This window comes from Pantoea sp. KPR_PJ, assembly GCF_041386365.1.
Taxonomy (GTDB): domain Bacteria; phylum Pseudomonadota; class Gammaproteobacteria; order Enterobacterales; family Enterobacteriaceae; genus Pantoea.
On sequence record NZ_JABMIK010000001.1, the window covers coordinates 668,864 to 683,071 of the forward strand.

Consider the following 14,208-nt stretch of genomic DNA (forward strand, 5'->3'; position numbering starts at 1 on the left):
CCCGTCGGGCTGGCTGGAGGCTGCGCGCCTGCACAGCCAGCTCGATGACCTGTCACTCTCTCTTTCCGGGGAGCATAACTTTCAGTCAGGAGTCTTCTATGTCGACACCGGATATCACGCACGCCGAGCCGCGTCGCTGGGCAATGTTCATTATTTTACTGGTAGGGGCATTTTTGCAGCCGCTCGATTTTTTTATCGTTAACGTCGCGCTGCCTGCTATTCAGGGAGAGCTGGGCACCTCCTCCTCGGCTGAACAGCTGGTTATCTCCTCCTATGCGGCCGTCTATGCGGTGACCTTAATCACCGGCGGCCGCCTCGGAGATATTTACGGGCGCGGAAAAATGTTTTTCCTTGGGCTGATCGGGTTTGCTGGCGCATCGCTGCTGTGCGGTCTGGCCTGGTCACCCTGGGTATTAATCACCGGGCGCATCTTACAGGGCGCAACCGCCGCGATTATGGCCCCCCAGGCGCTGGCCTCGGTGCAGGCCATTTTTCCGGAAGCGGAGAAGCCGCTGGCGTTGAGTCTCTATGGCGCCGTATTTGGTCTGGCCTCTGTTATCGGGCAGGTGCTGGGCGGCATTCTGATCGCAGCCGATCTGTTCGGTCTGGGATGGCGCGCTATTTTTCTTGTTAACCTGCCGGTGGCGATACTGGTGACGCTTTTTGGCTTGCCGCTGCTGAAAGAGACGCGAGCGCCGTCTGCACAGCGGCTGGATCCCGTCGGTATGCTGCTGGCGAGCCTGACGCTGAGCGCGCTGATCCTTCCCCTGATCGAAGGCCGTGAGGCGCAGTGGCCCTGGTGGACGTGGCTGCTCTTTCTTGCCGTGCCGCTGCTGGCAGCGGGGTTATGGCGCTATGAACGTCGCCTGAGCCAGCGTGGCGGTTCGCCACTGCTCGATCCCGCCGTGTTGCGGACGCCGGGGCTGGGCCAGGGGCTAACGATCGTGTTGCTCTTTTACGCCATCGGCGCGTTTTTTCTGCTCTTTTCGATCTACCTGCAGGGCGCGCTGCGTCTGCACGCACTGACGGCGGGCACCCTTTTTCTCCCCTTCGGCCTTGGCTTTCTGGTTGGACCGTTGCTGACGCCCTGGCTAAGACGTTTTGCCGGGAATTACCTGAGCGCCATCGGGATGGGGCTGGAGACGGCCGGGTTAGCGGGCATGGCGGGGTTAATCACCCAGACGCCGGCAGGCATGACTCCGGCTATGCTGCCCCTTGCGCTACTCCTGTTTATCACCGGGCTGGGTCAGGGGCTGGCGATGCCAACGCTGGTGCGTATGGTCACTGGTCAGGTTGCCCCACCGTTTTCCGGGATGATTGCAGGCATCACCAGCTCAGCGTTGCAGATTAGCACCGCGCTGAGCGTTGCAGTCATCGGCGGCCTTTTTTACAGTCTGCTGGGCGACAGCGGCAGCGGGGCTGCCATTACACATGCCTTTATCGTCGCGCTTCTGGCGATGGCGGGCTGCCTCGCTGCTGGTGCAGGGCTGAGCATCCGACTTATCCGGCGCGCCTCCCGGCGTGCTTCGACGCCAGCCAGCTTTTCACTTAAGTAGCGCTGCAAAGGCCACCCTTGAGCAGAGTGGCCGCCCATTACCCGACGCCGAACAGACCAGGCTGGCGATCAACCGGACAGCCTGCTTTCCGGACTGAACCAGACGGGTGAGGGTCAGCAAAGATAAGCCGTGGCGAAGGCTATCCAGCCCCAAAGCCTGATGGATTATCGGAGCGGAAAGCCCTGTCAGCCGCCGCCCGCGGCCCGCGAGAAAAGGCCGATTGTGCAATCGGCCATTCCTGTGTCTTTCCGCCACCCATAACCTCTTTAGCGCGTCAGGCATCCGTGGAACGCGTGAGTGTTTCCCACTCGGCGATCTCCTGGCTCAGCGCCGCGAGTTTTTGCCGCACCAGACTCAGGGCATCGCTGCCTAACAGCAAATGGACGGGCGGGTTCGGACTCTCAATCGCAGCCAGTATGGCCTGGGCGGCCTTGACCGGATCGCCAGGCTGCCTGCCGCTTTTCTCCTGACGCGCCTGGCGAACGGGATCGAACAGGGCGTCATAGTCTGGGATGGTGCGAGCGCTGCGTACCATCGACCGCCCTGCCCAGTCAGTGCGGAAGGAGCCGGGCGCCACGGCGGTCACGTGAATATTGAAGGGAGCAAGCTCTTTGCTCAGGGTCTCTGAAATTCCCTCCAGCGCAAATTTGCTGCCGCAGTAGTAGCTGATGCCGGGCAGGGTAATAAACCCGCCCATCGAGGTGATATTAATAATGTGGCCGCGGCGGCGCTGACGCATGCCCGGCAGCAGCGCTTTGATCATCGCGACTGCGCCAAACACATTGACGTCAAACTGACGGCGCATCTCTGCCAGAGAGGACTCTTCCAGAATACCTTCATGGCCGTAACCCGCGTTGTTTACCAGCACATCCACCTCACCCATGCTGGAGCTGATCTCCCCGACCACCTTATCAATTTGCTCAGCGTCGGTGACGTCAAGCAGGCGGCCAACCGCACGCGTCGCATCAAGCGCTTCGAACGCCTGTAGTGCCTCGCGGCTGCGCACTGTGCCAATCACCCGATGCCCTGCGGCAAGGGCGTGCTGTGCCAGGGCCTGGCCAAAGCCGCTGCTGACGCCGGTAATAAAAAGGGTTTTAGCTGATGCCATAAAAATAACCTCCATGAACCGTAGAGATTGCAGAGTATTCTCTGGCATCATGCATTTTTAGGTCATATCTTCTCGTTTTATTGCCTGATTTTATGAGGTGTTCGGATGTCGGCCATGATCCCACTGATTAAGGCCCTTGCGCTTCAGGAAGGGTATAACCTCACAGCGCTGCCCGACGTGCGCATTTTACGCGCTGACCGCCCGCTCGCCCGAACGCCAGTGCTTTACGATCCAGGCATTGTGATTGTCTGCCAGGGCAGCAAACGAGGCTATTTCGGCCAGCAAACCTACCTGTATGATGAGCAACACTATCTGGCCGTTTCGGTGCCGGTCCCCTTTGTTATGGAAACGGAGGCGTCGGCAGAACGCCCGCTGCTGGCGATCTATCTCCATCTCGATTTTCGACTTGCCGCAGAGCTGATGCTTCAAATTGAACAACACGGCCTTCCACAGCCCCCCGCCGCGCCGCAAAGCATGATGTCGAGCCCGATGAATGATGCGGTAAAAACAGCGGTGCTGCGCCTGCTTGAGGTGTTGAATACGCCGCTGGAAGCGGCCATCCTCGGCCCGGCGCGCCTGCGTGAGCTCTATTTTCGCGTGCTGACGGGCCCACAGGGTAATGCTATGCGCGCCGCACTGGCGCTGCAGGGACAGTTTGGCAAAATTGGTAAGGCGCTTCAGCGCATCCATGCCACCTACGCGGAGCCTCTGACGCTGACGCAGCTGGCGTCGGAAGCAGGCATGAGCGTGCCAACCTTTCACCTTCATTTCAAAGCAATAACCCGCACGCCGCCCATGCAGTATGTCAAGTCGATACGTCTGCACCAGGCGCGCCTGCTGATGGTGCGACAGCAGCTTACCGCCGCTGCCGCAAGCTACGCGGTGGGCTATGAAAGTCCGTCGCAGTTTAATCGTGAATTTAAGCGTCTGTTTGGCCTGACTCCGGCTGAGGAGGTCAAACGTATGCAGCGTAGTTTCGCCGTTCCGCCTGTGCAGCAGTCGTCACTGTTTGTATCCTCTCACTGAGGCTGCTTCAGTATGGTTACCAGGAGGAGATCGGCTCTCCCCTGAACTCTTCCTTTAACAGACCAAATATCCACTCATCCTGCCAGTTGCCGTGCAGATAATAGTGTTGTCTCAGCGTGCCCTCTTGCCTGAATCCTGCCCTGAGCAAGGTCCTGCGTGACGCTTCGTTTCCCGACGTTACCGTCGCGGTTAACTTGCGATACCCCAGGGTATGAAAGGCGAAGCAGGCCATATCGTGCAGAGAGGCACTGCCAATGCCCTGACCATGAAACGCGGCAGCGAGAATAAACCCCACTTCAGCCATGCCCTCCCCTCGCTCGATAAACCCCGTCAGGCCTACTGGCAACGTGCTGTTTTTTTCGCTGATAACCAGGCATAGCCAGTGCTCGCTGCCTTTATGCCAGGGATGTAGCCGTTTCTCAAACGCGTGGAGACGAATTTCTTCCTCCGTACGTGCCTCGCTGATGTAATGCATCAGGTCGCGCTGCTGGTGCAGGGCGAGGAAAAAGGGCCAGTCGTTTTCCTCAAGGCTGCGATAAGTCAGCCGGGAAGCGGCAATATCAGGCATAAGCGTGCTCCTCAGACGTGGTGAAGGCATGTTAATCTGCTTCTCTGCAGAACCTGCAGTAGCCGTTCATCGGGTAGGTTACCCCGCATCTGCGTGACGGATACAAGGGCAAAGCTCGGGCGATAACCACAGTCAGATCCGGCCACGGCCCTCTCCTCATTCAGGCTGTCACTCACAGGCCACCCTGCCTGCAAGCGATCGGCGCATGGCGTCCGCGCCAAAGAGGGAGTCTGGGCATACAGGCACTACATCGCCTCCATGATGGCTATCACCGACATGTCATGTCGCATCATTACACCCTTCCTGATCCGGTTCGCCTCTGTTTCTGCAGATCAGGCCGCTCCGGGTTGCTGGTTGCGTACCGTTTTCACCAGTATGCTACTCTCGTGCCGGCGATAAACCTGCTCACCACAATGACAAAGGATGCATCATGATAACAGTAGAAAAGGCCGATCCACGTTCACCTGATGCCCGCTACCTGACTGAAAAACTGTCGGCAGAACTTGCGTTCATTACCGGTGACAGCGGTAACAGCCATTTTAGCCTCGCCTCGCTGGAGGGGAAAAGAGCGGTTTGGGCAGTGGCGAGGGACAGTAACGGCAACGCCACGGGCTGTGGCGCTATCCGGCCGATGGCGTCAGATATTGCTGAACTTAAAAGGATGTATTCAGATCGGAGTCGACCCGGAATCGGCCAGGCCCTGCTCACCTTTCTGGAAGCCTGCTCAAGGGAGCTGGGCTATCGTGAAATCTGGTTAGAAACCCGACGCGTCAACCAAAAAGCGGTGCAGTTTTATGAGAGAAACGGCTACGTACGCATTGAGAATTACGGCCCTTATGTGGGGCGGGAAGAGGCGGTATGCCTGGCAAAATCTTTATCAGCTGGATAAGGGTGTAACACTCGCCCCTGGCCGGGCGGAACCCGCCCGATCGCCAGAGGCCCCGCGGAGATCGCGGGGCGCTGACATCCTTACAGTGACGGATGAGAACCTTTCACCGGACTGACGGCCTCCAGCAGAGCGGCAACGTGGAGAATTAGCGGTTCGTCATGCCATTTGCCCACAATCTGCACGTTGATGGGCATGCCTTCATGACTTTTGCCAAACGGCAGCGAGATACCTGGCAGGCCCGTTACGTTGAGTGGCACCGTCGCCCCTTGCAGATAAGTTGCGTCCACCGCCTGACCATCGATAACAAACTGATCCACGCCATGTTTGTGTGCCGGAATGGGCAGCACATGGGTGATCAGCGCATCAAAACGTGAGAAGTACTCCGCAAAACCGTCGCGTAACCGTTCTGCCCCCTGCTCTGCATCAATGAAATCAGCCATGGAGGTATCGGGCAGAGAGAGCATCGTTTTTGCCATTTTATAGAGTTCATCTGCCCCATGGCCAGCCGTTGCCGCCGCGAAAGCCGGCTTCATCTCCATAACGTGAATGCGGTTAAAGACGTCCAGCGCAAAGTCCTGCTCCAGTGCCGGAATACCCACCTGCTCAACGTCAACGCCCGGTGCCTTTAGCGCGTCCGCCGCTGCCTTCACTACGGCGACCACTTCTGGATCAACGGGGCCGAAGCCAGGACCGGTCATCCAGCCAATTCGCAGCGGGCGTGAGGTCACCAGGGGCAGCCCGTCAGAATAGACCGGTGCATTGCTGGAGAAGGCGTCATGACCGTCAGGTCCGGAAAGCTGCGAAAAGGCCAGCGCAATATCCCGCACAGAACGGGCCATCGGGCCAACGTGCCAGAAGCGGCGCGGAGCGCGCGGCCAGATGCCCGTCATGGGTACGCTGCCGTGCGTGGCTTTCATTGAGGTGATCCCGGTCTGCGCAGCAGGGCCGCGCACCGAAATGGCGAGGTCGGTTCCCAGCCCCAGCGGTGACATACCGGCAGCAATGGCAGCGGACTCACCGCCGCTGGAGCCGCCCGGCGTTCGGGTCAGATCCCAGGGGTTATTTGAGCGCCCGGAGAGGAGGTTGTCACTCTCAATCCAGTAAGAAAACTCAGGCAGGTTGGTTTTCGCCAGCAATATGCCGCCCGCCTTCTTAAGGCGCGACACGCTGACGGCATCGCTGTCAGGACGACGGCCTTTAAAAATGGGCGAACCGCGCTGAGTCAACACGCCTGCCGTATCAATAGAGTCCTTGACGGTAAAAGGCACGCCGTGAAGGGGGCCTGTTGCGTCACCCTGCATAAGGGCCTTTTCGGCAGCAGCAGCCTGTTGCAGGGCGTCTTCGGCAAGCGTTACCACCGCGTTAACGTCAGGATTAGTGGCTGCAATACGGTCGATATGCGCCTGCATAACCTCAACGGGTGAAATTTCGCGGCGGCGGATCATCTGGGCAAGTTCGGTAGCATCAGAATAAAAAATGTCCTGGCTCATGGTCTTTCCTCGTGGTGGATTAAACTAACTAACAGTTGTTAGGTAAACCATAATCCTCTGTTCCAGGGTTGTCAATACTGACCTAACACATGTTAGAATAGGGGCAATGCTATCGAGGAGAAGCGAACAATGAGCAAAACATCCCGGGACGAGATCCTGGTTGCCGCCCGACTATTTGCGCAGGCCCACGGCTATACCGGCCTGAATATCCGTGGCCTGGCGGATGAGGTCGGAATTAAAGCGGCCAGCATCTACTACCACTTTTCCAGCAAGGCCGAGCTGGGCGCGGCCGTGGCGCAGCGCTACTGGGAAGATACCGCTCGCGATCTCGACGCAATCAAAGAAAAAACCGGCTCGGCCCGGGCGAGTTTGCACGGCTATCCGCAGATTTTCCGCCGCTCGCTTGAAAGCGAAAACCGCCTCTGTATGGGGAGCTTTATGTCGGCGGAATATGACGATCTGCCAGAGGCGGTTAAGACAGAAGTGCAAAAATTTGCCGACGTCAATATTGCCTGGCTTGCCCGCCAGCTGCGTGAGGCGGAAATAACCGATCCAGAGCAGAGCCAGATCAGGGCTGCTGCCATTTTTTCTGCTATCGCAGGCGCTCAGCTAATGGCCAGAAGCCGCAATGATATTGCGCTGTTCGATCGGCTGGTTGAGGGGTATCGGGCGGCGGGTCTGCTGCCCGCACGCTGAAACGTATCAACGGAGTTACAATCCGCAGCGCGTGGTCTGCTGCGGAACAGGGTTGAGCGCCTGAGCGCTTCAGGCACCGCCCACATCTGAGCTGCAGGTCGTGTAGTCAACCATCTCCCTATCTTTTTTGTCAGCCTGCCCGCGCGCGGTGGACTATCAGCGATTGATGGGTCATACGGACATACCTCGCCGCACGCGTCCTGTAGGTTAATCAATTGTTTATTATGCGCAGGTATGAGGTAATGACCCCGCGTGGCAGCACAACAGCAGGCGTCAGGCAGAAGCGAACAGGTCGACGAGAGTGCTGATTTCAGCGGCTTCCGCGCCGGACAAAACAACGAAGAAAGCAACAGGGGGAGGCCCCCTTCTGCTTATTCCAGCTGTTGCTGACGAACGAATGCAAATTGCCTCAACTCAGGGAGGAGAACCCCATGTACTGGGAGTCAGAGAGATTGCTTTACCGGCCCGTGAGGATGTCGGATGTGGACGCGCTGTTTCGCATATATGGCGATGTCAGAACCCATGCGTTTAATCCACGCGGCCCCCATCAGAGCATTGAGGAGAGCCGTCGCGTGATCCTTCAGCGCGCAGCAGACCGCGAACGCTACGGTTTTGATGACTGGGCAGTGGCTGAAAAGTGTGACCCGCAGAGGGTTATCGGCTTTGGCGGCGTGTTCGTCAGCGAATTTAATGGCGAACAGACCAACAATCTGGGCTACCGCTTTGAACCCGCAGCCTGGGGTAGAGGCTATGCAACGGAGCTGGCCCGTCGCGCATTGAGCTACGCCTTTGACGAGCTGAAGCTTGCTGACGTTGTCGGTGTGACCCGCGAAAATCATCTCGCCTCTCGCCGCGTGCTGGAAAAAGCCGGGCTGGTATTGACTCAGCGGATTGAGAATCTGGACGATCCCCCTGCCAACCTGATGTTCACGCTCACCCGCGAGGCGTGGACGCGCCGGAAGCAGTGCGGCGCATAAACGGCCCGCCGGTTCACAGCCGCTCTGCCCCCGGCGTCAGGTTGACTGTGGCGGCTCAAACCAGGGTGTGATCAGCATATGCGGAACAGCAAGCGCAGCCAGTGCGGCAAACAGTGACTGAATCCCTGCTTTGTCCGCAGGCAGCATTATAACAACGATCGCCGTCGCCAGCAGAATGGCCGCCGTCAGCACGGGCCAGGTTGCCCGCAAGTAGCCGGTATAGCTGGCACATCCCAGCCGATCGCGCCGCAGGCGGGTCTGTGGAAGCGCATGCAGAATTAAAAAGCCCATCGAAAACCCGACAAACGGCGGAAGGATCAGTAACGCCAGCGTCCCGGCCAGAAGGCGCCTGTCGCAGCGGCGTAGACCCACGGCTATAAGGCCCGTTGCGCAGGCTCCGCCAGTAATGGCGATACCCCATGCCAGCGCGCCAGGCGCTGAAGCGGCCAGCCCTGCCTGATGCAGGATAATGTTGTACTCGCCTGCGTGTAACGCAGCGGGGGTGGCGATCATGCTGACGCCGCGCGTCAGGCGTTCCATTGCCCCTCCCTGAGGAGCGTCTTCAAGCGCAAAATGCACCGCGGAGGCGAGTAAAAACAGGGGCAGCGCCATAGACGGACTGGTATGCCACCAGAGCAGGCAGAACACCATCACCAGTCCATAGAGGGCAAGAAAGGGCAACTGACGCGCCTGTCTGACAACGGCCAGATCGCTGGCACCGTGCGCCATGCCGATCATACCCGTCGCCACAATCGCAAATAACAGTTGCCCGGACAGCGGGCTAAAAGAGGCAGCCAGTGCTGCCCCCCATAGTCCTGTCCACCCGACTCGCTGGGGCAGGATCATATCCTCGCGCCAGCCGTATGCCGGGTCTGCGAGAGTGCTTTTTCCAGGTTCGAGGCGGCGTAAAAGGCGTAAAATACTTTGGCAATGATATCCAGCACCAGAAATGCCCAGATCGATGACGGATCGGTAATAATTTTAAGCCCTTCAGGCCCTGCCAGAAAAACGACTGGATAGATAAACCACACCACCGTCAGCAGCGTCACGTTTTTGGCATAGGCCCCTGCCAGAGCAGTGCCGCGCTCTGTAGCCATCACGCGCAACGGTCCCCACAGCAGGTAAACCACGCCGAGGAATGCCGCACAAGACCAGAGATACCAGACCCATTTGGTACCGGCACTTTCCGCCAGGGCGGAGAGCAGACCGGTAACGATCATCATCACATCCAGCACAATGATGGCGGTCAGAAAGCCGCCCATTTCGCCCGGCTTGCCCTGCTCATGGAAGGCCAGCATCACCAGTCCCGCCAGCAACAGCGGCGTGGTGATTGACCAGTCAGCATAACGCGCCATATAAACCACCGTGCCACTGTCCAGCGTCAGGTTACCTACCCCCAGCGCCATCGCCAGATAGGCGGTCGCGGCTATAAAAGGAACTGATGCGTGCATCAGCGTATGGTGACGAGAGGGAAATTTTTTGCCGCCGGTGGCGTAAATAACCAGTGACGCAATTGCCATGACCGAAAAGCCGATCAAGAATGCGGTTTGATCCATGTTAATCTCTCCTGAGCACAGATGCCCTTATTGCGCCTGCTGCGCTGCCAAAATTAAAAGTTAATAACGCTCATATTCCGTCAGGAATATCTTTTGAGTATATGGCGGGATCGCCAGCCTGCTAATTAACAAGCCATAGGCATTTTTTTCTGAAGCACTCTGAAAAGATTTATCCCTGATTTAAATGCCCGCGATAGCAACTAAGCCCTCTCTATGTAATTTTGTGTTTCGTTTAGTGTCATTCAAATCTGTATCAACATCATCACCGTACCGCTTAATGATAAAAATGTGATTAAAATCAATCATATAAAATGATAAATAGTATATCCACACGACTATTCGCGCGCGATAAGATTGCAAGTTTTATATTTTCTTGTGGGAAAATAAGCCATCTGTGCTAAGGGAGATTAAAAATCCTGCAGGATTACTCTTCAAAGTGATTGAGCAAAGATCACAAGCGATTTTTATTTATGATGCGGATTTTATGATCAATCTCCGGGTGGAGATAAATAAAGAGAATGGGCACCGTCGGGTAACAGAGAACAGACCCGCAGCCTGATAACAGCGACTGCCAGCCTGTTTGCATTATGCGATAAATTCCATCATGGTTTTTTTTAACGCTCTGACGTAATCCGCTGAATATCGGTGCCGCATTCAGGCCTTAAGTGCAGAAAGGAGTGCGGCCTCGATTTTCTCTGGCGTGGAGACAGGCGCAAAACGTTTAAGAGGCTGGCCGTCGCGCCCGATCATAAACTTGGTAAAATTCCATTTAATCCGTTCACCCAGTACGCCAGGCAAGGCATGTTTCAGGTAGCGAAACACCGGGTGCGCAGCCGCTCCGTTAACCTCGACCTTCCCGAACATCGGGAAGCTCACCCCATAATTGATGAAGCAGGTCTGTGCGATCTCATCCGCTCCGCCCGGTTCCTGCTTACCGAACTGGTTACAGGGAAATCCCAGCACCACCAGTCCCTGTGCGGCGTATTTTTTGTAAAGCGCCTCAAGACCCGCATACTGTGGGGTAAATCCACAGCGGCTGGCGGTGTTTACCACCAGAACCACTTTGCCCGCATAGTCGGCCATTGAAACAGGCTCGCCGCGCAGGCTGGTGGCCGTAAACTGATAAAAGGGGGCCATATCGCACTCCTCAGAACAGGATCAAGTTGACGCTGCGCAGGCTGTGAAGCTGGCAGGCGCAAAATAGTGAGGGAGCCATCGCCTCTGTTAGTTACTGCCGTGACGACAACGTGCATTGCGGTTCCAGCAGGCTCACACTACAGCATGATGTAGCTGTAGCCACACTCAGTCCCCTATTATAGTTGCCAGCTCAGGCACTTGCAGCAGATTAGCTGGCCTGTCAACACGCCGCATGGGGCCGCTCATGCAGACGATTCCCCGTCCGCCTGACACAAACTCGTCCGCTGGGATGCACTGAACCGGGTCCAGTCGGGCGTGCTGTCGCACGTGATAAACGACCAGCAGGAGCTGGCCCCTGCCGTTCAGGCGCTGTCGGGGCTGGGAGCAGACACCCAGCATCAGGGGGAAGCGCTGACGCTGGCCGAAAGGACGCTTCGCACCAACGGCAATCTGGTAAAACAGAGTCAGCAGCCACAGGGACGTCCGGGTGAGGAAATGGACGCACTGGAAACCCTCTCAAACGGCATCCATGTGATTGCGCACGACATCAGCAATATCGCTTCCAGACCAATATTCTGGCGCTCAATGCGGCTGTCGGAGCTGCGCATGCGGGTAAGGCCGGAAAAGACTTTGCCGTGGTGGCTGGCGAAGTGCGATGTCTGGCTCATGTTTCCCGGGATCAGGCTGAAAATACCGACCTGCCCGCAGAACAGGTTTATCATCTTTGCTTTGGAATAGCAGCATGCAGCGCCGTTATTCCCGTGCTGTGCTGTTATCGTCTCAGTAATCAGCGCGTAATTTATTTAGTTAATCAGGAGCAGTAATGAACAGTTATTTCAAAGAAGTGCTGGATACACACATATTGATTCAGAACTGGTTAGGCGACGCTGATGCGCATGCTGATATCTGTGACAAATTACTGTTACGCTTCAGCCCAACATTCTCGATGATGACACCGGGTGGAGTGTTGCTCGATTTTGCCGCGTTAAAAGCTTTCTTCTCTACTCAGCGTGGTACCCGGCAGGGACTAAATATTGAAATTAGTGATATGCAGGTTATCGCTGAAAATGAAAGAGGTGCCACAGTCACCTATAAAGAAATACAGCAGTTACCTGGAGAGGAAGCAACTTGCCGTTTTTCAACAGCCGTGTTTGAAAGGGGTGATGAGGATCATGCAATCTGGCGACATCTTCACGAGACGTCTCTGCCTTAATCTTGGGCAGAAGTGAGAGAGCGGCTGATAGCAACGGGGCATCTTGTCAGCAAGGTCCGCACGTACCGGCCAGCATGCGCTTGAGCAAAATACAGAATACACAATAAGGATGTTCTTCCAGTGAACCTGAGCCGTTGCCAGACTTGTGTCCAGCCGATGAGTACAAAGAGACATGGCTTGACTGGAGTGACGGCAATATTTACACCAAATGGCTAAGCACGCAGCTATGTAGAAAAATGTCAGCTATTGCCGAGTCTCTTAAGGCCCGAGTGATGAACGACGATGGTAATGTGTCCATCTCACCTGGAGTACGGCTCTTTTAGGCATTCTTGATCTCCTCTTCTGGCATAAAGCGGACAAGCTAACTGAGCTAAAGGTCCGCTTTGAGCGAAAAACGGACGCCAAATTCACAGGGTAGGGATGTTATGCAAATTAGGCATAACATCCCGGCCAGGAACTGAACTCAGCGCTTGCCCCAGTGCATGTTTTGGATAACAACCCTGTATCCATCCATATCCTCGAAGGTAATGCCATTGCGATCCCAGTAGGGATTGAATGATTTAACTCTGGTGAAGCCAGCGTTACCCATATTTTCACAGGTGGTTCGCCAGCTGTCTTTCTCAGGAATGTACAGAACCAGGAGATCTTCACTTGAGGGTGAAGGTAGGACCGGATGATGATGGCACTGGGTGAACTCAAGGTGCCAGGACAAGCCATCCAGCCCTAACATGCATCCGCTGAATCCATCATGATCTGTAAAAGCACTGATTCTTTCTAATCCAAGCCCGTTACAGTACATTTCACTGCTTTTACTTAATGCGCTGACAGGTCTGGCTATCCTCATATGTTGCAGTGCCATAAACACCTCATTTTTATCATGATTTACCATAACATACCTTAGAGGCCCTCAGCGCGTTCCTGATGCGTGCGGACCGTTTCCGGCACCTCTCCCCGGCTATATCGTGAAAAACGGCTATGAAGATTTAGGCGCATCTGAATTGTTATGCGGTGAGATTCATTCTCTGCTGATCCGTGCTCGCAGATGTTAGAAACGCCCACTTCTGGCACAAATCGGATGTTGTGCAGGCCAGTGTCCGCTATGAGCGAAAAGCGGACATTCCGTTAGCAACAGCGGGCAAAAAAGCGTCGAAAGAAAAGTGCCAGTCAGATTTTTACTAACCAGAAGCGACGAAGATCTTTAACGTCAAATTCCCCCACTGCCCCACTTAAATTTGCATGAATGGTTTGGTTAACGACTGGCGTACAAGCATGCGTACCTGCTTACCGCGATAGCTAACATAATCGTGAAACTGGAAACCAAAACGCTCAGCCAGATAACTGGAACGCGTATTTTCTTCATCAATGATACAGCACACCGGGGAGGAAAAAATCTGGTCGGCCCATAGTAAAACTGCGGCCAGTGCTTCAGACGCATAACCTTTTCCACGAAACTCAGGGATCAACGTCCAACCCGCTTCAGGGTATCTTAACTCAGGTGTGATATCACGATGAGCATCCTGGAAGCCAAACGAACCAGCATAACGACCTGTTGCTTTCTCAAACACGGCCCAATAGCCATATCCTAACGCGTGCCAGTGCCCGATATAACGTAATAAGCGGCTCCAAACCATTTCTGCCGTTGGATTCTCACCGCCATTAATTTTAGCCATTTCAGGAGTGCTCCAGCACGCCATAAGAGCTGGAAAGTCGTCGAGCGTAAATTGCTTTAAAATCAGTCGTTCTGTTTCAAGTCGAGGCGCTTGCTGAGCAGTCATCATTTCCCCTGGTTTGAGCATATTTGATGAGGCTGTTTTACCACCATGCACAATTCTTCTTTCACGAGCAATCTAACTGTGCTCCTGTCCCCGCCCGGCACAAATCGGATGTTGTGCTGGCCAGTGTCCGCTATGAGCGAACAGCGGACATTAATGGCATCGCGGTGTATCAGTCATCGGGGAGCAGGTCAAACAATATGCCTGGACAGATACAAGC

Annotated in this window: 15 protein-coding genes; 7 read left to right on the forward strand and 8 right to left on the reverse strand. The window is 55.7% G+C overall.

Features of this window, described 5'->3' with window-relative positions:
- The first annotated feature begins 98 nt into the window (after positions 1 to 98).
- Positions 99 to 1,556: an MFS transporter gene (locus HP564_RS03130; RefSeq protein ID WP_371240086.1), complete on the forward strand. Its 1,458-nt coding sequence runs from the start codon at positions 99 to 101 to the stop codon at positions 1,554 to 1,556.
- Positions 1,557 to 1,830: 274 nt separating this feature from the next.
- Here the strand turns inward: HP564_RS03130 and HP564_RS03135 are convergent, their stop codons facing one another.
- Positions 1,831 to 2,664, reverse strand: coding sequence for an oxidoreductase (locus HP564_RS03135; RefSeq protein WP_371240088.1), 834 nt, complete (start codon positions 2,662 to 2,664; stop codon positions 1,831 to 1,833).
- A gap of 105 nt (positions 2,665 to 2,769) precedes the next feature.
- On the opposite strand from HP564_RS03135, the gene HP564_RS03140 reads away from it, so the two are divergent.
- Positions 2,770 to 3,690: an AraC family transcriptional regulator N-terminal domain-containing protein gene (locus HP564_RS03140; protein WP_371240090.1), complete on the forward strand. Its 921-nt coding sequence runs from the start codon at positions 2,770 to 2,772 to the stop codon at positions 3,688 to 3,690.
- Between the two features lie 16 nt (positions 3,691 to 3,706).
- On the opposite strand, the gene HP564_RS03145 is transcribed toward HP564_RS03140, so the two are convergent.
- On the reverse strand, positions 3,707 to 4,258 hold the full coding sequence (locus HP564_RS03145; protein ID WP_371240092.1) for a GNAT family N-acetyltransferase: 552 nt from the start codon (positions 4,256 to 4,258) through the stop codon (positions 3,707 to 3,709).
- Between the two features lie 430 nt (positions 4,259 to 4,688).
- Here HP564_RS03145 and HP564_RS03150 point away from each other — a divergent pair, with 430 nt between their 5' ends.
- Positions 4,689 to 5,147, forward strand: coding sequence for a GNAT family N-acetyltransferase (locus HP564_RS03150; protein ID WP_371240094.1), 459 nt, complete (start codon positions 4,689 to 4,691; stop codon positions 5,145 to 5,147).
- Between the two features lie 80 nt (positions 5,148 to 5,227).
- On the opposite strand, the gene HP564_RS03155 is transcribed toward HP564_RS03150, so the two are convergent.
- The gene (locus HP564_RS03155; protein WP_371240096.1) at positions 5,228 to 6,637 is read right to left on the reverse strand and encodes an amidase; all 1,410 of its coding nucleotides are present in this window, start codon (positions 6,635 to 6,637) and stop codon (positions 5,228 to 5,230) included.
- 129 nt (positions 6,638 to 6,766) lie between these two features.
- Here HP564_RS03155 and HP564_RS03160 point away from each other — a divergent pair, with 129 nt between their 5' ends.
- Together HP564_RS03160 and HP564_RS03165 are read left to right on the forward strand one after the other, a co-directional pair.
- A complete protein-coding gene (locus HP564_RS03160) occupies positions 6,767 to 7,333 on the forward strand; it encodes a TetR/AcrR family transcriptional regulator (protein WP_371240098.1) in 567 nt (188 codons plus the stop codon).
- A 431-nt stretch (positions 7,334 to 7,764) separates the two neighbouring features.
- On the forward strand, positions 7,765 to 8,310 hold the full coding sequence (locus tag HP564_RS03165; protein WP_371240100.1) for a GNAT family N-acetyltransferase: 546 nt from the start codon (positions 7,765 to 7,767) through the stop codon (positions 8,308 to 8,310).
- A 36-nt stretch (positions 8,311 to 8,346) separates the two neighbouring features.
- Here HP564_RS03165 and HP564_RS03170 read toward each other — a convergent pair whose 3' ends face one another.
- The 3 genes from HP564_RS03170 to HP564_RS03180 all read right to left on the reverse strand — a co-directional run bounded on the left by HP564_RS03170 (position 8,347) and on the right by HP564_RS03180 (position 11,003).
- The gene (locus tag HP564_RS03170) at positions 8,347 to 9,156 is read right to left on the reverse strand and encodes a Brp/Blh family beta-carotene 15,15'-dioxygenase (RefSeq protein ID WP_371240102.1); all 810 of its coding nucleotides are present in this window, start codon (positions 9,154 to 9,156) and stop codon (positions 8,347 to 8,349) included.
- Positions 9,153 to 9,866: a bacteriorhodopsin gene (locus HP564_RS03175; protein WP_371240104.1), complete on the reverse strand. Its 714-nt coding sequence runs from the start codon at positions 9,864 to 9,866 to the stop codon at positions 9,153 to 9,155. Before HP564_RS03175 ends, HP564_RS03170 begins: the two co-directional genes overlap by 4 nt.
- Positions 9,867 to 10,520: 654 nt before the next feature.
- Positions 10,521 to 11,003, reverse strand: a complete 483-nt coding sequence (locus HP564_RS03180; RefSeq protein ID WP_371240106.1) for a glutathione peroxidase — start codon at positions 11,001 to 11,003, stop codon at positions 10,521 to 10,523.
- A gap of 575 nt (positions 11,004 to 11,578) precedes the next feature.
- Between HP564_RS03180 and HP564_RS03185 the strand changes: the two genes are divergently transcribed.
- Together HP564_RS03185 and HP564_RS03190 are read left to right on the forward strand one after the other, a co-directional pair.
- Complete coding sequence (locus HP564_RS03185) at positions 11,579 to 11,827, forward strand: methyl-accepting chemotaxis protein (protein ID WP_371240654.1); 249 nt, start codon at positions 11,579 to 11,581, stop codon at positions 11,825 to 11,827.
- Entirely contained in the window at positions 11,827 to 12,216 is a 390-nt protein-coding gene (locus HP564_RS03190) for a nuclear transport factor 2 family protein (protein ID WP_371240108.1), read from the forward strand. The genes HP564_RS03185 and HP564_RS03190 overlap by 1 nt, the downstream gene beginning before the upstream one ends.
- A gap of 463 nt (positions 12,217 to 12,679) precedes the next feature.
- Here HP564_RS03190 and HP564_RS03195 read toward each other — a convergent pair whose 3' ends face one another.
- Positions 12,680 to 13,075, reverse strand: a complete 396-nt coding sequence (locus HP564_RS03195; RefSeq protein WP_371240110.1) for a VOC family protein — start codon at positions 13,073 to 13,075, stop codon at positions 12,680 to 12,682.
- A 367-nt stretch (positions 13,076 to 13,442) separates the two neighbouring features.
- Positions 13,443 to 13,991: a GNAT family N-acetyltransferase gene (locus HP564_RS03200; RefSeq protein WP_371240656.1), complete on the reverse strand. Its 549-nt coding sequence runs from the start codon at positions 13,989 to 13,991 to the stop codon at positions 13,443 to 13,445.
- Positions 13,992 to 14,208: the final 217 nt, after the last annotated feature.